The 21925-nt window shown below is 35.7% G+C and carries 21 protein-coding genes and 1 pseudogene; 4 read left to right on the top strand and 18 right to left on the bottom strand.

From position 1 onward, the window contains the following. Positions 1 to 50: 50 nt before the first annotated feature. The 3 genes and pseudogenes from MKX49_RS07810 to MKX49_RS07800 all read left to right on the top strand — a co-directional run. Entirely contained in the window at positions 51 to 1280 is a 1230-nt protein-coding gene (locus MKX49_RS07810) for an MFS transporter (protein WP_328151931.1), read from the top strand. A gap of 12 nt (positions 1281 to 1292) precedes the next feature. Continuing rightward, the gene (locus MKX49_RS07805) at positions 1293 to 2747 is read left to right on the top strand and encodes a M20 family metallopeptidase (protein ID WP_340875935.1); all 1455 of its coding nucleotides are present in this window, start codon (positions 1293 to 1295) and stop codon (positions 2745 to 2747) included. Positions 2748 to 2854: 107 nt separating this feature from the next. Further along, positions 2855 to 2974, top strand: a pseudogene (locus MKX49_RS07800) (SDR family NAD(P)-dependent oxidoreductase); the annotation flags it as partial. Between the two features lie 106 nt (positions 2975 to 3080). Here MKX49_RS07800 and MKX49_RS07795 read toward each other — a convergent pair. The 8 genes from MKX49_RS07795 to MKX49_RS07760 form a co-directional block, all read right to left on the bottom strand. After that, on the bottom strand, positions 3081 to 3584 hold the full coding sequence (locus MKX49_RS07795) for a hypothetical protein (RefSeq protein ID WP_340875934.1): 504 nt from the start codon (positions 3582 to 3584) through the stop codon (positions 3081 to 3083). A gap of 61 nt (positions 3585 to 3645) precedes the next feature. Then, a complete protein-coding gene (locus MKX49_RS07790) occupies positions 3646 to 3999 on the bottom strand; it encodes a hypothetical protein (RefSeq protein WP_340875933.1) in 354 nt (117 codons plus the stop codon). 505 nt (positions 4000 to 4504) lie between these two features. Further along, a complete protein-coding gene (locus MKX49_RS07785) occupies positions 4505 to 6127 on the bottom strand; it encodes a hypothetical protein (protein ID WP_340875931.1) in 1623 nt (540 codons plus the stop codon). Between the two features lie 6 nt (positions 6128 to 6133). Continuing rightward, positions 6134 to 6667, bottom strand: a complete 534-nt coding sequence (locus MKX49_RS07780; RefSeq protein ID WP_340875930.1) for a hypothetical protein — start codon at positions 6665 to 6667, stop codon at positions 6134 to 6136. A 5-nt stretch (positions 6668 to 6672) separates the two neighbouring features. Then, positions 6673 to 7203, bottom strand: coding sequence for a hypothetical protein (locus MKX49_RS07775; RefSeq protein ID WP_340875929.1), 531 nt, complete (start codon positions 7201 to 7203; stop codon positions 6673 to 6675). Between the two features lie 68 nt (positions 7204 to 7271). After that, positions 7272 to 8525, bottom strand: coding sequence for a type IV secretory system conjugative DNA transfer family protein (locus MKX49_RS07770; RefSeq protein ID WP_340875927.1), 1254 nt, complete (start codon positions 8523 to 8525; stop codon positions 7272 to 7274). A gap of 114 nt (positions 8526 to 8639) precedes the next feature. Continuing rightward, the gene (locus tag MKX49_RS07765) at positions 8640 to 9500 is read right to left on the bottom strand and encodes a hypothetical protein (RefSeq protein ID WP_340875925.1); all 861 of its coding nucleotides are present in this window, start codon (positions 9498 to 9500) and stop codon (positions 8640 to 8642) included. 12 nt (positions 9501 to 9512) lie between these two features. Further along, positions 9513 to 10895, bottom strand: a complete 1383-nt coding sequence (locus MKX49_RS07760; protein WP_340875924.1) for a TcaA NTF2-like domain-containing protein — start codon at positions 10893 to 10895, stop codon at positions 9513 to 9515. A 379-nt stretch (positions 10896 to 11274) separates the two neighbouring features. Here MKX49_RS07760 and MKX49_RS07755 point away from each other — a divergent pair, with 379 nt between their 5' ends. Further along, positions 11275 to 11676 carry an IS110 family transposase gene (locus tag MKX49_RS07755; protein WP_340875922.1) on the top strand — a complete coding sequence of 134 codons (402 nt, stop codon included), beginning with the start codon at positions 11275 to 11277 and terminating at the stop codon, positions 11674 to 11676. 266 nt (positions 11677 to 11942) lie between these two features. Here MKX49_RS07755 and MKX49_RS07750 read toward each other — a convergent pair whose 3' ends face one another. From MKX49_RS07750 to MKX49_RS07705, 10 genes are all read right to left on the bottom strand, one after another. Next, a complete protein-coding gene (locus tag MKX49_RS07750; protein WP_340875920.1) occupies positions 11943 to 12065 on the bottom strand; it encodes a hypothetical protein in 123 nt (40 codons plus the stop codon). A gap of 121 nt (positions 12066 to 12186) precedes the next feature. Continuing rightward, the gene (locus tag MKX49_RS07745) at positions 12187 to 12438 is read right to left on the bottom strand and encodes a hypothetical protein (RefSeq protein ID WP_340875919.1); all 252 of its coding nucleotides are present in this window, start codon (positions 12436 to 12438) and stop codon (positions 12187 to 12189) included. 271 nt (positions 12439 to 12709) lie between these two features. Next, positions 12710 to 13171 carry a hypothetical protein gene (locus tag MKX49_RS07740; protein WP_340875918.1) on the bottom strand — a complete coding sequence of 154 codons (462 nt, stop codon included), beginning with the start codon at positions 13169 to 13171 and terminating at the stop codon, positions 12710 to 12712. A 78-nt stretch (positions 13172 to 13249) separates the two neighbouring features. Further along, the gene (locus tag MKX49_RS07735; protein WP_340875917.1) at positions 13250 to 13507 is read right to left on the bottom strand and encodes a hypothetical protein; all 258 of its coding nucleotides are present in this window, start codon (positions 13505 to 13507) and stop codon (positions 13250 to 13252) included. Between the two features lie 203 nt (positions 13508 to 13710). Continuing rightward, entirely contained in the window at positions 13711 to 13851 is a 141-nt protein-coding gene (locus MKX49_RS07730) for a hypothetical protein (RefSeq protein ID WP_340875916.1), read from the bottom strand. Positions 13852 to 14166: 315 nt separating this feature from the next. Then, positions 14167 to 15384 (bottom strand): phosphorylase family protein, encoded by a 1218-nt coding sequence (locus tag MKX49_RS07725; RefSeq protein WP_340875915.1) that lies wholly within the window; start codon positions 15382 to 15384, stop codon positions 14167 to 14169. Positions 15385 to 15387: 3 nt separating this feature from the next. Then, complete coding sequence (locus tag MKX49_RS07720; protein WP_340875914.1) at positions 15388 to 15834, bottom strand: response regulator; 447 nt, start codon at positions 15832 to 15834, stop codon at positions 15388 to 15390. Continuing rightward, positions 15831 to 19229, bottom strand: a complete 3399-nt coding sequence (locus MKX49_RS07715; protein WP_340875913.1) for a hypothetical protein — start codon at positions 19227 to 19229, stop codon at positions 15831 to 15833. Before MKX49_RS07715 ends, MKX49_RS07720 begins: the two co-directional genes overlap by 4 nt. Positions 19230 to 20031: 802 nt before the next feature. Continuing rightward, positions 20032 to 20547: a GIY-YIG nuclease family protein gene (locus MKX49_RS07710; RefSeq protein ID WP_340875912.1), complete on the bottom strand. Its 516-nt coding sequence runs from the start codon at positions 20545 to 20547 to the stop codon at positions 20032 to 20034. Between the two features lie 417 nt (positions 20548 to 20964). Beyond that, positions 20965 to 21198 carry a DUF6884 domain-containing protein gene (locus MKX49_RS07705; RefSeq protein WP_340878496.1) on the bottom strand — a complete coding sequence of 78 codons (234 nt, stop codon included), beginning with the start codon at positions 21196 to 21198 and terminating at the stop codon, positions 20965 to 20967. Between the last annotated feature and the right edge of the window lie 727 nt (positions 21199 to 21925).

Below are 21925 nucleotides of genomic sequence, written 5' to 3'. Positions count from 1 at the left end.
AATTTTTTATAATTATACAGAATTCAACTAATTTCGCTAGGAGGAATTATATGGTATCTAAATTGTCGCAGAACTGGAAGTATGTCATTATCATCTTGCTATTTTTAGGATGGTCAATTGGAAACTTTGATCGATTTTTTATGAATTATGCGATTTTAGGTATTTCAGAGGATCTACATTTAAGTGCCTCCCAGACTGGAATTGTTTTAAGCAGCTTTTTTGCAGGTTATGCCTTAATGCAAATTCCCGGTGGGTGGCTCGCAGATCGGTTTGGCTTCCGAAAAATCATTATCATGGCTGTTTTTGCTTGGTCCGTCTTCACGATTTTGTCGGGAATGGCGTGGTCCTTCATGTCCTTAATCCTCATTCGATTTCTTTTTGGACTTGGGGAAGGCAGCTTTTTTCCATCTGCGTCAAAAGGTATTGCGAGTTGGTTTCCACAAAATGAACGTAGCCGTGCCATGTCCTTCATGCTCACTTCTGGGACGATTATGGGGGTAATAACACCAATAATTGGTACCCAGTCCATGCAAAGTATCGGTTGGAGAACAATCTTTTATATTGCGGGTGCCATTGGTATTATATTTGCCTTCCTCTATGTATTTTTCATAAAAGAGCGGAAAGATTCAACTGTAGGAAAAAGTGAAAACCCTTCAAAAAATAAAGCACCTTTAAGAGAAGTTTTAAAAACTCCGATCATCTGGAATTTGTTCATAGCCTATTTTGCCATTTATGCCGTGCAATGGGGATTAATGGCGTGGATGCCAACTTATTTAGTAGCGGAACGCAATCTCGACTTAACATCAGTCGGGTATATTTCAGCTATTCCAGCGTTTGCAGGAATTATTGCAATGATTGTAAGCGGCTATATTTTGGATAAATTGCCTGAAGGGAAAGATAAGGTAATTGCAGCTGTATTTGCAGTATTAACGGCGGTTTTTCTATATTTAATGGCTTATGCACCAAATATAGCAATGTTTGCTGTCTATCAAAGTGTTGTTACTGTATTCATGTCGTTTAATATTATTCTGATTATCTCAGCTCCATTAAAAATGCTGTCTGAAGAGGTTGTAGGTACTGCAAATGGGTTCATTAATACCGGAGCCCAATTCGCTGGGGTTCTTACTCCGATGTTAATAGGATTTTTAGTCGATGCTTTTGACGGTTCTTATACAGTTGCTTTTATTATGCTGATTATGTTTGCTCTATTGTGTGCGGGATCTTTATTTTTAATTCGCACTAAGAAAGAGGTTCCTTCTTTCAAAAATAATGCAATTTAGGAGATGGAAAAATTGACTACTCTAACAGAAAAAATTACAAATTTAATAGATAATAAACGCACCTTGTTTACACAGCTAAGTGATCAAGTATGGGAGTTTGCAGAAACCAGATTTGAGGAATTCCGTTCAGCTGATTTGCTTAGCGAAGCAATGGAAAAGGAAGGGTTTACCGTAAAAAAGGGAATAGCTAGTCTTGAAACAGGTTTTATTGCCTCATATGGATCTGGTCATCCGGTCATTGCGATTCTCGGGGAATATGATGCCTTGGCAGGGCTAAGTCAACAAGCACGCAGCAGTACATTCGAGCCCATTAATAAAAATGGAAATGGCCATGGCTGTGGACATAATTTGCTGGGAGTAGGTTCCTTAGCGGCAGCTATTGCGGTTAAGGATTATTTGATGGAAAATAATCTTGGTGGAACAGTACAATATTTTGGCTGTCCAGCAGAAGAAAGTGGATACGGGAAAACTTTTATGGCAAGAGACGGTCTTTTTAAAGATGTTGATGCTGCCTTCTCATGGCATCCTTCAACAATGAATGCTGTCATGAACTCCACTGCCAACGCTGTCATCCATGCACACTTTAAATTTAAAGGGAGAAGTGCCCATGCCGCTGCATCACCACATTTAGGAAGAAGTGCCTTAGATGCAGTCGAACTAATGAATGTTGGAGTCAATTATTTGAGGGAACACATGATTGATGAAGCTCGGATTCATTATGCTGTAACCAATACAGGAGGATTGGCTCCAAACGTCGTTCAAGCTGAGGCGGAAGTGACATACTTAATCCGTGCACCGAAACCAGATCAAGTAAAAGAGCTTTATGACAGGGTAGTTAACTGTTCCCGCGGTGCGGAACTTATGACGCAAACGAAGGTTGATTTCGAAATTCAAGGTTCCTGCCATAATTTAATTCCTAATATGACACTTGAAAAAGTGATGCACCAATATATGCAGGAAATAGGAGCTCCTCTTGCTACTGAACAGGATATAAACTATGCAAAAACAATCTATGAAACGTTGACTGACGAGGAGAAGCGTGCGGCAGCTTTACAAGTTGGGAAACAAGGAGCTTCTCAATTAGCAGAACGACCTATTGCCGACTTTATCGTTCCTTTCTCTGAAAAAGAAACATTTATGGGAGGGTCTACAGATGTTGCCGATGTTAGCTGGAATGTTCCAACCGCACAATGTGTTACTTCCACCTGGGCGTTCGGAACACCCTTTCATACTTGGCAGGCCGTCGCACAAGGTAAAGAAAGCTACGCCCATGATGCCATGTTATTAGCTGGAAAAGCAATGGCATGTACCGCTATTTCGGCTCTTGAAAACCCAGAATTACTTGATAATGCTAAAAAAGAGTTAGCTGAAAGACTCGACGGGGAAACGTATACATCCCTAATTCCAAAAGACCTTACCCCTCCGAAAAATAAACAAAAGGGTATCAAACAAAAATTGTTTAATTGATAGTTTGATCAATGAAAAATAAAAATATCATTTAGATGCATTACGGGAACCATAAGTAAAGGTGTTTTATAAAAAAATAAATAAGCCTACTCGAGAGTTGTTCTCGAATAGGCTTATTAGATTTAATCACTGGCGCTTCATCAGGAATTGGAGAAGTAACTGCAAAATACTTGGCGAGTAAAAAAGCTAAAATTGTTTTAGGCTCTCGTCGCGAAGACAAATTAAAAGCAGTTGCAAATTTGAGATGTTTAAATATAGGCTATATTAATGGTTAATGTTGATATTTCGATAATAAAAAAAGAATGCCTATATATAGGCCTTCTTCATCGTTTTTTATGACCATTTTTCTTCATCATCAATCCATTGATTATTTTTTAACTCATATGATTTAGTATCATCGTGGAAAACAAAGAACGATGGTAAATTCAATATATCCCCACCTGATTTTTTCCAACATTGACTAAACCAATCTGTAAACGCTTTTTGTTCTAATTCGTATATTGCGGGATAGTTTTCTTCGTAAAAATTATCAAAAAAATCATCCAATGAATTGTCGATTAACTGATAGTATGTAACATCAGGAACTATATCAACACTACCTGCAAAAACTGTTGTGTCATTACCTTCATAGAAAACTTCGTTAGCTTCTCTATCCATAGAGAACATCCTTATTGAAATTTCAAAATTTGTAGGTTCAATAAATGCGGTAAAATCCAACAAATCTATTTCAGAAAAATAGTTGTATGTAATGATATTTTTAAGGTTAGCTACTAACAAATCTGAATGTTCCTCAAGGTTAGCTTTAATGGAATCAATATAATTATCGACTGTTAACATATTTTATGGTCTCCTTTTTTAATGCCTTATTCAAACAAATGCACCTGCTATTATGAAGTCACTAAGCTAAATTTTGCTTACGGAATCCATATCTATATAAACCTAGAAAGAAAGGATACATTATGATAAGCGTGAAAGCTGTAACGAAAATCATTCCCCCTACTCCAAGTTCTGGATCATTAAGCACATCCAACATTGTGTATGCACGCACTTCAATTACAGTTATTATAAATACGAATTTCCAGAATGACTTTGATAACCATTGTTTGTTATATACATAACCAAATAATCCAATTGTGGAAATAATACTGATAACAGTATCAGTAGTTTCTATCACCGGACCATGAACCGCTTCTACAAACATTGAAGCTATCGATATAGCTATAATTAGCCAAAAGTAAATTTTCCAGAGCATTTTTTACACTTCCCTACTAATTAAAATGAACCTCTCAATTTTTCCATTCTAGTATATCAAACCAACCTAGTAAAATAGGCTTATTTTTAAAATAATCCTTTTGAAGCGCATCCCAATACAATATACGCTCATTACTCCCAAAATACCTAGAATTAATTGGGTGTTTATATTAGCAACAAAAAAAAAGCCCTCACAATGAGGACCTCGAAAAAACCTACTCTTATGTAACCTCCCGTAAATTGTTTCATCGAGCATATCTTGTTGGACGAGCTTTATAAACTTATTTCTGCTGTTCTTCAATCACCACGAGCAATTCTTCCCCCGACTTATATTATTGTGGTCTTCACTCATTTTGTATAGAACTACACTACCGTTAGTTAACTACGGATTTTAACTCATCCCAGATGCTTTTTACTTCTACTATAAAAAAATAGTAGTACAAACCATGACCTTGATTTGTACTACTAATGTTAGTTTGACTCTTGTTTATGCTAAGTAAGAGCGCTTAATATCCTTCATACTTAGAATCATCTTCATACTGAATTTGCTCCGATTCTGGTTCTTCCTCAGGTGTTTCTTCCGGCTCCGATTCCAGTTCTTCCTCTGGTTTTTCGTCTGACTCCGATTCTGGTTCTTCCTCTGGTGTTTCTTCCGGCTCCGATTCCAGTTCTTCCTCTGGTTTTTCGTCTGGCTCCGATTCTGGTTCTTCCTCTGGTGTTTCTTCCGGCTCCGATTCCAGTTCTTCCTCTGGTATTTCGTCTGGCTCCGATTCTGGTTCTTCCTCTGGTGTTTCTTCCGGCTCTGATTCTGGCTCTTCCTCAGGTGTTTCTTCAGGCTCCAATTCTGGCTCTTCCTCTGGTGTTTCTTCAGGCTCTGATTCTGGCTCTTCCTCAGGTGTTTCTTCCGGCTCCGATTCTGAATCTTCCTCTGGTGTTTCTTCCAGCTCCGATTCTGGCTCTTCCTCAGGTGTTTCTTCAGGCTCTGATTCTGGCTCTTCCTCAGATGTTTCTTCAGGCTCTGATTCTGAATCTTCCTCTGGTGTTTCTTCAGGCTCCGATTCTGAATCTTCCTCAGGTGTTTCTTCCAGCTCTGATTCTGAATCTTCCTCAGGTGTTTCGTCAGGCTCCGATTCTGAATCTTCCTCAGGTGTTTCTTCCGGCTCTGATTCTGGCTCTTCCTCTGGTGTTTCTTCCGGCTCCGATTCCGGCTCTTCCTCTGGTGTTTCTTCCGGCTCCAATTCCAGCACTTCCTCTGGTGTTTCTTCCGGCTCCGATTCCGGCTCTTCCTCTGGTGTTTCTTCTGACTCCGATTCCAGCTCTTCCTCAGGTGTTTCTTCCGACTCCGATTCTGAATCTTCCTCAGGTGTTTCTTCCGGCTCCGATTCCGGCTCTTCCTCTGGTGTTTCTTCTGACTCCGATTCCAGTTCTTCCTCTGGTGTTTCTTCCGGCTCCGATTCTGAATCTTCCTCTGCTGTTTCTTCCGGCTCCGATTCTGAATCTTCCTCTTCCGACATTCCTTGTTCATATTCAGCCAGTTGGTCGAACTCGTCTGGCTCGTTTGGTGGTACGAAGTTCTGTTCATTTATTGACTCTATCTCTTTTGGATGACTACGACATTTGTAACGTTCGAGTGTTTCTTGTCGTGCGTTAAATTCCTTTTCAAATTTCTCGAACGCCTTCTGTCGGTCTTCAAGCGATTTGTTTTGCGAGCTCCATTGATATATATTTTGCACAAAATTCGTTACTTTCGTCCCGAGTGGGCTATATTGTAAAAAATGCTTCGACTGCAGCGCATTTTCCTTTAATGCATCCGTTAAACCGGTCCCTTGTAGAGGTGTGCCAATGTCGATTCCTAGGCTACTAAATAGTACCGGCGAGCCAAATTTAATCGTCGTATCGATGCGGTCCATAAGCTGATCCGTTTTATACTGGGGCATTAAGCTCGGATTTTGCAGTACTTGTTTCATGTATTCATTTTTTTGTTGATATTTTTCAGGCGAACTAAACACTTTGACAAATAAATCGGATTTCGTATTTTGATAAAATTCTTTTGGTGATTGTTTTATTTCCTCTGCTGCCGTTTTTGCCTTTTGATAAGAAGCTGTAATTGCTTTTGTAATATCAAACATACTCCATTACCACTTTTCAAGGGCTAAAAACCCCCGGCTTATTAAATGCGGAATCCATTTCATTGAAAGTTCGATTGTTTGCTTTTCATCATGTCCTGTAATAGCTACGACATTCTCAAAAAGTGTTTCGAGCGTCCAAAAAGGATTTGCAAGACGCCATAATGTCGTTGGTAAAATATCAAAAGCAATCATCGTGTCTCCCATCAGTTCTCGAAACACCCATTCGTCGTTTTCATATTTAATTATTTTTCCTTTTGGCACGAGGGTGTACGTTGCTAAAAATTCCTTGCTAGGGTTAGTTGGCCAGTCCAAGACTAATCCTTTCTCTCTTAATACCTGTAACTCCTGTTCAACTCTATCTACTGGAAGCTGCAATGCTGCGGGTAATTCGCTGAGCTCATAGGCAGCCATATTCGCAATCTGCCATACGCTATACGCTTGTTTTGTTAATGGAAATGTCTGCTTATAAAATCGGACGCCATAAGTAAGCCCTTTGTCTTGTTCAAAAAATCCTAATCCTTCGCCTGCTCCTACAATCATTTTGTTCACTCCTGTTCTCCTAAATCGATATATTCTAAGTTCCATAGGCCGATCTGGACAAGACGGAATCCATTATTTACGAGTAGCGCGAATGCCTCCGCTAGCGGCAGCTTACGCTGCTTCATAAGTGTATCGATTACTTCTAATAGCATCGATTTACCAGCTGCAGCATTCCAAACATCAAATTGGTCTTTCGTTAACACAATGCTTTTTGTTGCCTCGGTATCGGACATGAGCCATTTACCGTCCACCAAGCCATGCGCATAGCCTTGACGAGTTGCGTAAAGACGCATTAAGTTTGGATCTTCAATGGCGAAAAATTCCCAACGTGCGATAAGCTGTTCGTCCGTTAATTTTTTCAGTACAAGCGGCCAGTTAAAGTTTTTTACATTGGCAATCTTTTTCTGAATCGCTGACTCCCACTGCTCTAACGTTTCAAAGCGGCTCACTTGCCCCCAAGCCTCATATTCAAACGGTGTGAGCTGCTGTTGCTTCACACCATTCATTACTAAAAATACACGGCTACCGTTCTCCATTGGGAACTCTCCAAGGCCTCGACCGAGCTGTACAAATGGTTTATTTTTTTCCAAAACAAAATGCCTCCTTATTTTTCATAGTTCAATGGGTAAAATTTAAACGGCTCACCGTTAAACGGGGAGACGATGCATTGACCAATCGACAACTCCGTTAAATCCCAATCCTCGATGACATGCCCGTCAATCATTTGATCCTGCACGCCTTTACTTGCATTCGAGGATACATAGGCGACAAATTTCTTATTCATTCCGTGACGATTCGTAATAAAGCGGCGGCTTTGCTCGTCAAATAAGCGGAACGCAAACACTGTCCCAAAACCACTTAAAATACTATCACCGAGCGCCTCAGTATAAACGTGGCGTACTTGCCCAACGTTTTGAATGCCGGCTATTACACGAATGCCTAACGAGCGACCGAAGTTCAACGCATTGTCCATATAATTCAGTTTCGGAATTAATGGTAACTCATCTAAAATGAAAATGACATTGCCGCGTGCTTCAGTTTCCTTTTGTCCAAGCGCATTTTTCATCGCTATGTCTAATAATAGCGTATAAATTGGCTTTAAGACGTTGGCGCTGGCAATATCGTATTCTAAAAACACAGCACGTCCGCCGCGTTCTTTCACCGCGCGCGTTAACGAAAAATTGCCGCTTTCGCGGAAATTGCCGGTAAAGACGTTAAATAAGTTTTGGTATAGATGCATAAAGAACGACTGATTCGTTTTCGGGTCGTTGGACTTATGAATGTAGTTGCGCACCCAAGCAAAATCTTGATGCTTTAACAATAAGTTACGCACCGTCACGTCTGATGCCTCCTGTAGCCATCGAATAAAGCTAGCATGATCCTCTTTTGTACCATTTTTATCCATTTCACGTACTTTCGCACATAAAATGGCAGCGAATAAGTCTCTTGCACCAATCGAGAAAATCGGTGCGCTGGAATTTTCCATATCCTCTTTAAAAAGGGAAGAGGCAATTTCCCAAATAACTTCCTCGCGCTTTTCTTCCTTTGTGGCCATTATATCATCGAAAATATTCCAGCTCACCATTCCCGGCACGTCCTCGCTTGCGTTCGTCAACACGTAGTCCCCTATTTGATAAAACTTTTCTAAATAATCACCTTTCGCATCGAAAAATACAAACACATCATCTGTTGTTGCATTTTTACGCAGTCCATTGATTAAATGGAACATCGACACGGATTTCCCGCTGCCGATTGAACCGATAAAAAGCATATGTCGACGCAGTAAATCCGGATGAATCGATATCCCCGTTCGCTCTTGTCCAGGAATGCCGTATTTCGAACTACCGTACCATCTCACTTCTCCTGGTTGTAACGTTGCTAATGTTTGACCGTCAATGACTTGATTTTTTAAATAACTCATTGCTGCTCCTTTCAAAAAAAGTTGTCCTTCCTAGGAAGAACAACGCTTTGATTATCCGAAAATGTTTTCTTGCGCTTGTTGCTTTTTACCGCATTCTGTACAAAACTCTGCTTCTGCTAGTAGTGTCGTGCCACACTCACATTGCTTTGTTGACTTTGGGCTTTCTTTTGTAGCTTTTGTCTTTTTCGACACTTCCACAACCGAATCCGTCGCCGTTACTGCTGTTTCTTTTACCATTGTCGCTGTTTGCTTAATAGTTTCTATCGTAGATGTTAATTGCTCTTTTTTACTATATTGCCGAAAGTTTTCAATAGACATTGGCTTGTCAATCCATTTGCTGACTGCTAATTCACCCATAATTTGAATATCTTGCACAAGTGCCCCAATTTCACGAATCATTTGTTCAGTATGTTTCCCTGGGCCAGAAGCGGCAACCGTCATTACCGCATCATGTTTGCTAATGCGTGAGAATAAACCGCGGCTTGCTTCAACAGCAACGCTAATCGCTGGAGCCGCTTGGCTACTAAAGATAGATAAATACATTTGTACCCCACCAGCACTAATACCTCTATAGGCAATGTAGCTACCAAGAAGTAAAACGAGCAGCATAATAATATTAAAATCATTAAAGATGCCGACTAAGCCAATGAGAGCAATAATTACGCCGATAATAATTTGGATAATACTTTTTTTACGTGTTAACCCACCGACCACACCGGTAATGTTATCGATTTTCGTATCGCGAACGATAATGCTTGAGCCCATCGCGGAGGATGTGCTACCGGTAAAAATTAATCGACGATTCGTCGTGATGATATACCCTTCTGATTTAGGCACATCAATATATGATGCTTCATACTCGCGGATGACGACTTCATCTTCTGCTAAAATAATGCCACGTGCCGTTTTCACAAATATTTCCTCCTATTGCTTCGTTTTCTCGGTATTTAAAATTTCAATATTACCAATGAGGTAACCATTGCTCTTCTCATCAAATACCAGCGTATAGCGCTTATCACGCTCATACAAATATGCTTCTCCATCCGAGGTAAAGATTAACGATTCAAACGTTTCAACCGTTACCGTTAAATCTTTCGCTTGTTCAAAACTTTTAAATTTATTTTCCATAAACGTATAATTGTACGATTCAAATTCACGATGAGCATTAACGAATTTCTCATATTCTTTATACGTCTCCGTACCCGATTGGAAATAATCGCTCACATAAGAGAAGTCTGCTGCGATAATCGCTTGCTCATAAGCAGCGCGGTAACTCTCTAAAAAGGTTTGTGCTTCTTCTTTACCAAAAGTTTTAGCTGTTTGAATGACTTCATATTCTGGAAACTCAAAATACACCGTTTCCTCAGAAGATACTTCAAATTTTTCAGATTTATACGTGTCATCGTCAACTTCTAATACAGCTGAAACGCTTACCGTTTGACCTTCTGGGACACTTGCAATGACATCACCGTACTGTGCGATAGTTTGACCAGTGGTCTCACCATCAATGATGAGCTCCGCCTCTGGATACGGCGTATCTAAATAAATAGCATACGTTTCAAAATACACCTCTGCCGTACTTTCCTCAAAACCGGTCGGGTGAACAATTTGTAGCTTATGCGTTAAGTCACCAGTAGACGATGTCGCCTTTGCATCTAACGTATATGTACCTGGTAAAAGCATACCAAGCGATGTATGTCCACTCTCATCGGTCGTGGTTGTTTCATCGAGCATTTCAAACGTGACATCTTCCATATTGGCTTGTGCATTTAGCTCATAGCCAACCGCTTGCAAAGTATACGTTGAATAAATGCCGAATTTTTTCTGTTTTATAACTTCTAGTAAACGATTGCCGTTTGCATCAAGTACATACGGTGCACTCTCCTTGTCTTCTGCAAGCCTCGTTACCACTGATTCAATCGTATCAGCAATAGTGTGTAAATTATTCTCTTTCAAATAATCTTTGTACGAACCTTCAGAGTATTTTACATTCGCTGGTACTGTAATTTGCTCAAACAACAAATCAACATTGTCTGTTTCCGCGGCTTTTGTTGCAGCCGTTATCACCATATTTTTGTTATAGAGGAACAAGCCGGTGACATACAACACCACGACTAAAATAACCACACTGATGACGCTAATAAACCAAGGCTTTCTCCAAATGACTGGTCGGCTCAATGCATGCTCACCAGCAGCCATTACTGGTTCTTCACTGGAAAATGCATGCCCACATTTCAAACAAAACTTCGCATTAAAATCATTTGACGCAAGGCACTGCTCATTTTCACAACGCTTTAATCTCCCCATGTCTCCCTCCAACTTCAAAACTAGTAGTATTGTATCATAAATTCACGCTCTGAAAAGAAAAATTTTTCATCTCCGTAAAATTTCCCCAATTTGATACATCATTTCCCCCTATAATGTAGAATAAAATCTAATATTGCTTTTGAATAAAGTTTGAGAAAATTATTATTAAGCACTTTGATTAATGAACAGATAGAAAGAGCATAATTTTGAGAAATATTGATCAAAACATGCTCTTAACATAATTAATTGTAAGATACCCTGTATAAGAAACTGGTTGTGACAGTATCGAAGAACCATTTAGTGTACTGCTAGTACGTATACAAAAATTAACAAATCTCTGTCATATATATTGTTAATCTTTTTTTGAGGTGATTCTCTTATGGGAGCAATAATTGAACAGTGTGCTGGCATAGATGTACACCAAGAAACAGTAGTAGATTGTGTATTATTTGGTCCATTAGATAAAAAGCCAAAAACCTCTATTGAAACTTTTTCAACAACAACGGGACTCTTGGCATTAAGTGATTGGCTGGCTACCCTTCAGGTATCCGATGTTGTGATGGAAAGCACCGGATTCTACTGGAAACCAATATGGAATATACTCGAAGGATCTTTTCACCTTGTTCTTACCAATTCCAGGCATGTAAAAAATGTCCCAGGGCGTAAAACTAATGTAAAAGATGCCGGTATCTTCGTTCATTTTTCTTACGGCAGAATTTATGTCTTTTTTCTATTCACAACAAAAAAGCCCTTACAAGAGGACCCCCAAATAACTTTATAAAGTAAACGTTCCAGACAATGCTTCATCGAGTAAATCCGTTTGGATAAGCTGGATAAACTTCTTTCGCTGCATAATCACCAGTAATTCCTCCCCCGTGTCGCAATTCAACCGAGGTAAGTACTCTATATTAATTTCCTGACGATAGGGCTCAACGTTTAAATAATCTATACTCCATGTTTTTTTTCACGATGTACAACTCTTTCAGCTGTAGCCATAATAGCATACAATATATAAGCCTTCAAAGTATTTAGGGGCCCCGCTTAATATCAAAAAGAGTTTCTGTGATCCCTCCCCATAATATATAAAGGATGTGTCAACGTACCCGCTAGTCGTAATGACACTGCTGCTTCCTCATGCCATGTTTCCTTTACTGGTGTCTTTACAAACATCCTAATGCCTCCCAATTAAAAGTATATTGATCGTAGTTTAAGATTTCTAAATCAGTTTCAATACTATCCAACAGATCTTCAGGGTACCAAAAAACCTCCTTATAAACCGTATCGATAGGTTTTATAAGACCTGTTTCGAACAGGGATCTTCATCGTATTTAGAAACAATTCCTTTGAATCTGCGTTTGAATCCTTTGACATAAACTTCTTGTCCGATATCAAAATCATACGGAATATCAGGCTGAAGAGCACGAACCTTCCTAACCATAGAATTTCGGTGATTATAGTCAATCTCTTCCCCTGCACTTCTTTGTTGATCCAGTTTTCGAATCTGCTCTTTTAATGAATCGCGATATGCTTTTTTATTTTGCATGGGTTTGTCTCTCCTTTAACAAATTAAAAAAGACTACTCATTGTGGGCTTCTCTCGTTTTATATAGAACTAAAATACGGTTAGTCAAAGGTTCTGAAAGGTATTAACTAACTATTTCAATATTAATGTTCTTATTACAGGTCTTTGGGTATCTCGAAGCGGCACTCAATAAATACTCCCTTGCGGCCTGCTCCACATTAGTTAAGTCGTAATTATCTCCGACCCTCTCTTTAAACGTGTGTAATAAATCGATATCCCCTTGAAATGAAATGCTATGCTGGGTATTGACCAATACCATAACCACTAACGTCCATAGGCATAACTCCAGCTTGCCCAAGGTTGTTTTTATCAACCCATATAGAAAAAAGCCTTGGGTTAGCATCTGTACAACTCCCTATAAGTACTACAAACTTTGCACCTTCATTAACTTCATTTTCAGACATGTGTTGCTTAATATGATTTAAAGTTAATTCTGCTAAATGAGTTATTTCACAATCATTTTCACGAATAAATTCTATGAAACCATCATGAAATTTTGAATCGACCCTTCCTGACATACTAACTAGCTTATCGTTAATTCTAAAGACTTTCCTTTCATTTTCGATTCTTATCTGATTGGAAAGATTATCATTTACATTTACATTTATTCTTAAGGAATCAGAACCCATAAGAAGATAGGGATTAATCCCCGTTTCAGGATTCGGTTTCACAATTACACCAAGCAATACGGTCACAGTATTTCCCCCTTTTTAGTTTTGATTCTATTCATACAATAGAATTCCTTTTATCTTAGTCGGAAATTAACCCAGGATTTAAAATAAAGACCCCTGCCTATCTCCGTTTCCTTCAACGTAGCATACTTTATTAATCAAATACACTAATCCGGCTTCGGAGATGGGTGTCTTTTGGTCAATCAGCGTGAATTGTTTAACGAGGTAAGGGTTATAATAAACTTTAGAAAAGTGCGCAAGATCCATATGTAGTCTGGCACCATGAAAATCGCTTTCCACACCAGCATGGACCCGCTTGCGCCTTTCTTTAACTGTTTTTAAACGGCCAGATTCAGACACTGGAATTTACATACTCCTTTAAGTAGGACGGTTTTAGTGTAAGCTACAAAGGACCCTGACTTTAATCAAGGTCCTTTTCTTTAAGGTTTATTAATGTACTCCACTACCACTGTTTGGCTTCCTTTTAAGTAATTCAGCAAATTCAGGAGGCATATCGTCAAATCTCTCTACCGCTCGTTCTTTTACGGATTGTATTAGATCCATTAATTCTTTTGGCATACCATTTGTTGCTTCTTCTTGAACAGTAATGACCCTGTATCCATATCAATTGAATAAGCACCATCTGAACTTAAGGTTAATTCTTTTTCGATGGCTGCCCACAATTCATTTTTTCGATTCCTCATGTCAATTTGGCACTTTTTTAAAGTTAAACAAACTTTATTTTCCTCATCTTTTTTGTTGATTCAATTGATAAGTAATATTCAATATCTATAATATTTTGTTTATCTCTAATATTTAAAATTAGATATTGATTTAAATAAGATACTAGTTTTGCCGAGTTAATTTTCAACTCTTCTAAGGATTTAATTCTTTCCTGTGTTATTGAACTAGTATATGACGTATATTTACTAGTCTTTTGTGCATTTACTAGAGTTAAAAGTTAAATATCACAGAGACTAAAAGTGCTCCAATTGCTATTATCCGTGTCTTTCATTCTATCACCCTTCATCGAATTCTAAAAATTCATTGATTAATTTACTAACAAATTGCGCACTAGTATACCCCGCATAGTCTTTAGCATAATCGTCTTTTGTGTTATCAGCCATATCACTGATAGACTTAACTACCAAGGGTGAAGGACGGGGAGCTAAAGCGTGTAGAGCAGCAAACATAAAACCAAAAGCTTCCATATCCACTGCGGTAATCTTACGATGTTGAGATTGTATTTCTCTCTTTTTTTCACTAGTTGCGATTACAGCTGAACCAGATACAAAGGGAGCGATGTACACTGAAAGGCTATGAATGAATAATTTCGATTTATAATTTGAACGTATTTCGTCAAGAACATGACTCGTGGTTCTCAGCCTATTTATATAACTCAAAAGGTTTATAGGCGCTCTTAATTGGTATGGACTATCTTCAAACCTAGTACCTCCATCTTCGTCAATAAATTTGCCATCACCGTAATCCCAACATGGATCTGCTATTATTATATCGCCAAATTTCAAATTCCCTTCGATTGCACCAGCAACACCTGTCATAAATATATATTTCGGTCTAAAATGATGAATTAATTTAGTTGTTGCTACTGCAGCAGCACTCATTCCCATTTGCTCACAACTAACTGCAACTAATTTTACTAAATAACCTTCATTATTTAAAAGACTTCCAGTGTAATAAATTAAATTATCTGATGGTATATTTACCCTTTCCCAATTAGCATCCAATTTCAGTATATTTTCTAATTCTATATCTTCTAATGCGCAAACAAATCCAACATCAAAATAATAATCTGGGATAGCGATGTTAAATTTAGATGAATTTACTTCGGATACTTGATTAGTAAGTCTTATTTGCCAGTCATCGGTTTTTTCATCAAACTTAATTAATAAATGTAATTTATCTTCAAAGTTATTTCTGTAATTATCAAATTCAGAAAGACCAATAATATAATTAGGCCTTTTATATCTATTTGTATCATGAATTAGTCTTAATATTTCTAACCCACCATCAGTTAAGGGTTTATCTCCGGTTCTTTCAGGGAGTTGGACGTCTAAAATTAAAATATCATATAATTTATTTCTTAACTTTTTTTTCCCTTCAACAATATCTGATACTGTCTCTATATTTTCTATTACAACACTTGCTTGAACTAAACACTCTCTTATTTGTGAAACTTTTCGAGGATTATCATCAATGATTAATATTTTTATCAATACTTATATTCCTATATGTTCTTTTAATAAATTCATAAGTTCTATCTTCCAAGAGTCATTTGTAGTGTTGTAATAAATAGTATCTATATAGTTAGAGTAACTTTTGTCTGCTATCGATTTTCTTAATTCTTTTAAAGACAGATCACGTTCAAATCGATCATATTGAGTAATAACAATTGTTGGAACCTTTATATTTCTACGAGATAACTGTCTTAGAATCTCTTCTCCTGCGAAGGACATTGGTTTACCGCCAGATTGTTCAACAGTTATTTTAAAAGTGGGCAAACTCATATCTAAAAGTAATAAATTATAGTCTTTTATTGCTAATGCTCTTAAACCATTCGTATACGAGCTCTCTAATTCAATAATAGTATTATTTAAATGTTCTTCTAAAAAGCCTATAAGTTGTTCAGACTTTTGTTGGTCATCTTCTATTACTAATATTCTCATACTAATAACCCCTCTAATAAGATACAAAGATCTACTTGGAAAGAATCCTCATAGATGTTAAATTCCAGTTTACCTCTAGTTCTTAAATCAATTTGGATTAATTTATATAGTTTAGGCAAACCAGAGCCACCTTCTGTACTTATAAAATCTTTTGTATTACTTTCGGAAGAAATTTTTCTTTTAGAGGCTTCAATATTTTTAATTCTTATTTCTAAGGGCACTGCTTCAAAGTTAACTTTATTAAATACTTTAATATTTAAAAATGGTCCATTTAATATTCCTTCTACTACAATTTCTAAATTATTAAATCCACTACGTTTCATAGCATTATCGAATAGAATAGTAAACAAATGAACAAATGAATTTAAATAATTACCCTTAAATGTTATTTCTTCATTAATTGTACTATTTATTATACTCATAATATTAATATTCATATTTTTAGCAGCTTTAAAAGCAATTTCGATAGGCAAACTCAAATTAAAATTTTCAATTTCTAAATCTTTATTCCTAGTAAACCAAGCAATAACACTATCAATATCTCGATTAGTTCGAGTTTTTACTTGCTTAATTTTATTCGTTAATTCCAATAAATTAATATATTCGGGTGCTTGATCTAAATTATAAAATAATTCATCGTAGTATGAATTAATACTAGCTCTAAAATCACGATCCAAATAAGATCTAATTTGTATTAGATTATTTTCTGTTATATCCCAAAGATGACTTATAATATATTCTATAAATTCTGCTAAAGTAAGATTCTTCTGAAATGATACTTCGTAATACAATGATCTTATAACAGCTTGGTATAAAGTGTAATCAAATAAACCATTTAAATTTTTCTCAGTTTGGATTTGAATATATACGTCTTTTAATTTAGCAATTTGATTATCATAACTCTCAGAAAAAACATTTAAATTTTCTTGGATAAATTGTTTATTTGCCTCATCACATTTAATTTTTTCTAACCAATACTCATTTTTAACATATAAACCTGTTTTAGAATCTATTTGAGTAATTATCTTCTCTCTTTCTAATTCTCTTCTCAATTGCCCAATTAATGAGCCATGTCTAATTCCAACACTTAAGTATCCATTTAATCCATAATGCTTACTATAAACAAATTCGTCTCTTATACTTTTAACTAACGAAACAAATAAACCCCATCTTTCATTAACATAGAATGGAACAAATTTTGCATTTTGAAAATCAGATAAAGAAAAATAATTGTTTGTAACCTCATGATTATTAAAGTAATCAAGAGTTTGGAATCTTGAGAAGTCTTCTTTTAAACTTTTAATTAAGGTAGTTTTTATGCCTTTTTCATCTACGTATATTTTATTACTTTCAATAACTCTAGTTAGCTTTTTAAGTGTCATTTTCTGTGTTATTTCTTGTATTTCAATATCATATAATGATTCATTCTTAGGATCTAAGTCTTTCAGTATATTACAAATTTTTATCCTTTCTCCCTCAACTTCTGAGTGATTTTCAAATTCAATTGATTTAGACATAATATCAATTGAACAAATATTTTTTAAAAAGAATTTTAACTTAGATTTTTCAAACACCTCATCTAACTTATTTAAGTCAGAAGGTTTATTTAAATCATAAGCATATAAAAAATCTTCGTAAATATCTGTTAGTAAGTAGTCTCTGTCATTAGATAGTTTTTTTGAATAAAAATAATACAAAATAGGAATATCGATTATAGTTTTGTCATATGTTTGTGCGTCTAATAGTTCTATTAGATTCTTGAAGTCTTCATTAGAAAGTAAAGAAATGTTTTTTAAATAATGTTCAACCACAATTTTTGTAGTAGTATTTAATTCAAAAGTCTTAATATAACATTGAGCTAATATTGAATAAATTTCAAATTTATTTGTATCTGTTGTAATTTTGAGTAAATCTTCATAAGTTTTAATGGCTTCAATATAATTTTGATTACTGAAGTAAATTGCACCTAAAAATTTTAGTTCCCTATCTTTTGGTAGCTTTAATGTAGGTAACTCTTTGAAATCATTATTTAAGAATAAAAAGTGTGATTTTAAAGTAGGTGAGTCCTTAACATATTCCTTATATTTATTCAGTATTTGTATACCGTTTTTATTACCATAAATCTCTGTGAATACGCTTGATTTTGGTAATAAAGAAGTTTTAAAACCCATTCTGCAAAATTGATATCTCAAAATATTATTTGTAGGTTCAATTGAGTGCATAGTAATAGAGAATAGCTTCCATGCCCAAGCCTCTGAAGAAAACTCATAACAAATTTTTAAAAGTGGCTGGATTTTTAATAAAGTATCCGTTCTATCTAAATAAAATTTATGTAAGAAATTTAGTATCCTTCCTAAAAGTTTTTCATCATCAAACTTAATATTCTCATCTAAATAGATACATGATTTTACATATAACTCATAAAGCTCAACATAATCTGGAGAGCTTTTTAAGAAACTTTCACACAAAGATTTTACGGTTTTATAGTCTCCAGAAGAGTAACAATCTAAAATGTTTAGCACAAGTATATCTTCATCTGCAGGTGTATAATTTGACCTGATTTTAAAGTTATTAAAAAGGCTTTTATCCTGAATATTTTTAAGATTATTGAGTACAATCTCTAGTACTTCACGATTTATTAAACCTTTTTCTGTTAAAGAAACCAGAGACTTTGTAAACTCTAAATATCTATCTATTAATGGAAGGGAATGATCAAAAGCTAACTTAAAGTGTTCATTTTCAAATTTTTCATCCTTTAAACTTAATTTATTTAAAAAATAGCTTCTTCCTACAGCGTCAGGAAAATCTTTAAAAAGACTGTCTATATATCCTTTTAATTCAGATTCGTATTTTTCCGTTGAAATCACTTCTTCAATACTCATACTTTTAAAGTGTAAAATTATTTTTATTATCTCTGAAACATTATCGTTTTTAATAATTTCTTGGAAAAACTCTTTATGCTTAGATACCCCATATTGTCTTTGATATAATTTCATTCTACTTTCAATTAACCAAAGGGATAATCCTAACTCTGTTTCAATTTCATCAAGTATTTCATTTGCTTCTTCCCAATTATTCTCAAAAACAAAAAAATTATAACCATTCCTCAAATCAACAAAAAGCTTAATTTTATCTGAATGGTAGCTGATTATTGCTGATATCCATATAATTTCATTTTCTACATCAATATAGTGTTGAGTTTTTTTTCCACCTAAACATTCATAACTCTTAGGAAAAGTATTCCCTTCCAAAAAGCTTGTGATATTAGGTATCTTTTTTAAAGAAGAATAAAGATTAGTTAGATCATTATTAGATGTATCAAGCTTTAATTTTGTAATCAATTTATATGGATTTTTATATTTAGCTAACATCCTTTTATATAATTTATAATTCATAAAACACCTCCAAATAATTTATGATGTAATTTAATCCCCATTATTAAATAAGATTATTATAAAAGGCTTGTCTGAAAAGAATATTTAATTGACAAGCCCTTTTATAAGCTATCTTCTTAAAACTAGTCTTCTAACGGTTCTCCTTCATTAAATCAATAGTATTATTTTTGTTATTTATAAATCATTATAAATAAATTTTAGAATTGTAAATGCAGTTAAATTCCCCTTGACTAACAGAAAATCCCCTTCTTGAATTTTTATCTCTTTAAAAGTTTTTAGTTGTAATTGCTTTCCTCTTAATTTCTGATAAAGATTTTTTGCTATCTCAAAAATCTTTGTAGTATTCCCTGCCTTAGTTGCTTCTACCAGTCTTTTTTCTTGGTTATTTTTAAAATTTAAATCATGTAGGTCGTATTTGTTAACCAGTTCAATCCATTCACTAAAAATTTACGAGCTTTTTTCATTTAATATATATAATACTATTTCATCACCTTGAAAAACAGTATTGAAATACCATTCCCATTTTACAGTAGATAATTTATTAAGCATTTTATTTGAATATTGTTGTGCATCATTGGAAACTCCATACCTGTTTCCTAATTTACAAGCTATTATCCAGACAAACATGTACCCAAAGCCGCCCAGGAATTGTAGTACCAAGTTGTAAAAGAAGCTTCGCGGCTGCTGGTTTCTTATGGAAATTATCAAAACCATAGTGGATATCAGATAACTTTTTTGTTACCTCTATAAATGAACGAGATCTTAAATCTTCTGGTACATAATCAAAACCCTGTGTTTGGACTTATTCTTTTAGGTTTTTAAATTGGAACATTGGTACACTATTATCTAAAGAGAAATATGCTCCGATTAAGTCGTTTTCAAATTCCTTCAAGTGGTTGACTTTTGCACTTTTAATAACACAATAGGAGCACTTTACTCCTTGATCCCAATCCTTTCTTATATGCGCCCTTAATCGATTTTTCAATTGTTTTGACTTGCCAATATATAAGAGGGTATTAGTTTCAAGACCCTTTATACGATACACACCTTTTTCATATGGAACATCAGAAAATTGCTCCATTTCTATAAAATCTGACCATGGAAGCCCCATAAAGTCTGATGATAACGGCGTACCTTGAAAATGCAATGGATTGCCACTTTCTCCCCATGTATGGTTACGTTGATCTAAAACTTGTAATTTACCTCCACGAAAATCACTTTTACGATTTTTTGATTTTTCATAGTCCTGATGAAAATGACCATGATTACAAAACGTCGATCCTCTATTTCTATTCGATATATCCATAAAAGAAAACATTCTAGCCCTTCACGGTTCTCTTTTGTCAAATCCACTTGAGAAACTGAGCATTCAAACTCCCATCCTTCAGCATCCTTCCAAGCCCACAATGAAGGAGCAGCGGTATGTGGTTCGTTAAAAGGCATCTGATCTTTAAGGGTATTTCTAATAAGCCCTGTAACTCGCTCATGTAAGTTCCGGCCCGTTTGACCAATGTACATGAGATGGTTTAGCCCCACTGGCTTAATACGATACATACCGGGGGAATTTGGGAGTAAGCGTTTTGTTTCCATGACTTGATTAAAAGAATACCAAGGAGTCCAGGTCAATCCTCCCCAAGTTTCTCTTAAATAAGACTGCCTCATAGTAATGCTGCGCCTTTCTAACATTTTATCTTACTGCTTAATTATTGAAGTTGATCACCGATTTCCATCCCACTTAATGGGACATGAAATTTGATACCTGCTTTTTCGAGTTGGGTAGCAGGTATTGTCTATATTTTTCACCCGCAAAGAAGTATATTTCTGTTTGACTTGAAAAGTCCCTTAATAGTTCTTTAGCAACGTTGTATGCCCACTTTCTTCTTTCTACAGCCCTGATCTTTAGTAACGTTACATCATAAGGGGAAATTACTTTGCTTTTATTTATCAAACCATATTTTGCCGATAGTATATACCAGTCATCAAATTGAGAGTGCTTAATATATGTGGTTATTTTCTTAAATAAAGTTGATGCTCTGCCGCCTTACATGGATGATTTTGCTTCTTCTTTGTACAACTTACCAATGCGATTCTTTTCATGACATCTCCTAACTACTCTATAAAGATAACAGAACAGCTTTTCATTCCACATGATAAAACGTGTTTGCTTAATGGGTATTGGCAAAATAAGATATTAAACTCTATTATTCTCCACAAATACATTCTTCTTATGTCACTTAAAATAAAGCTTATTTTCAGGATGAACGGGTATTTTTACGTTTTTAGCCAAACCGTACAGAACATACTCTTCTTTAGGAATCTGCTTAGAGATATGCAGTCTACCTTGACCGTCAAACGAAATCAAGCCTTTGTCATACAGCGCATCATGGTTGAAGCATAATAGTATTCCGTGGTATGGATCTAGTCGCTTTCTGATCTGAGCTGTCCTTCCATAGTTTAGCGTGACTAGCTCTTAGAAGGACTTCCATTCCAATGCCACATAGCGGGCATTCATTATACCAGAGTAGCATTAAGCTCTTTCTAAATTTTTGCTGGCCGCGTCGGATTTTCATTTTGGCCTCTGATTCAGTTTAGGCAATGATGGTTCGTAATGGGTTACGCTCTTTTTCAATGACTTCATCAACAGGAAGTTCTAATTGATCTTCCCCTGTATACAAACCCTGAGCAGGAGAAGGCTA

The organism is Peribacillus sp. FSL M8-0224 (assembly GCF_038003055.1).
Lineage (GTDB): Bacteria > Bacillota > Bacilli > Bacillales > DSM-1321 > Peribacillus > Peribacillus frigoritolerans.
The sequence above is the reverse complement of the archived record's forward strand: the minus strand, read 5'-3'. Positions and strand labels throughout refer to the sequence as shown.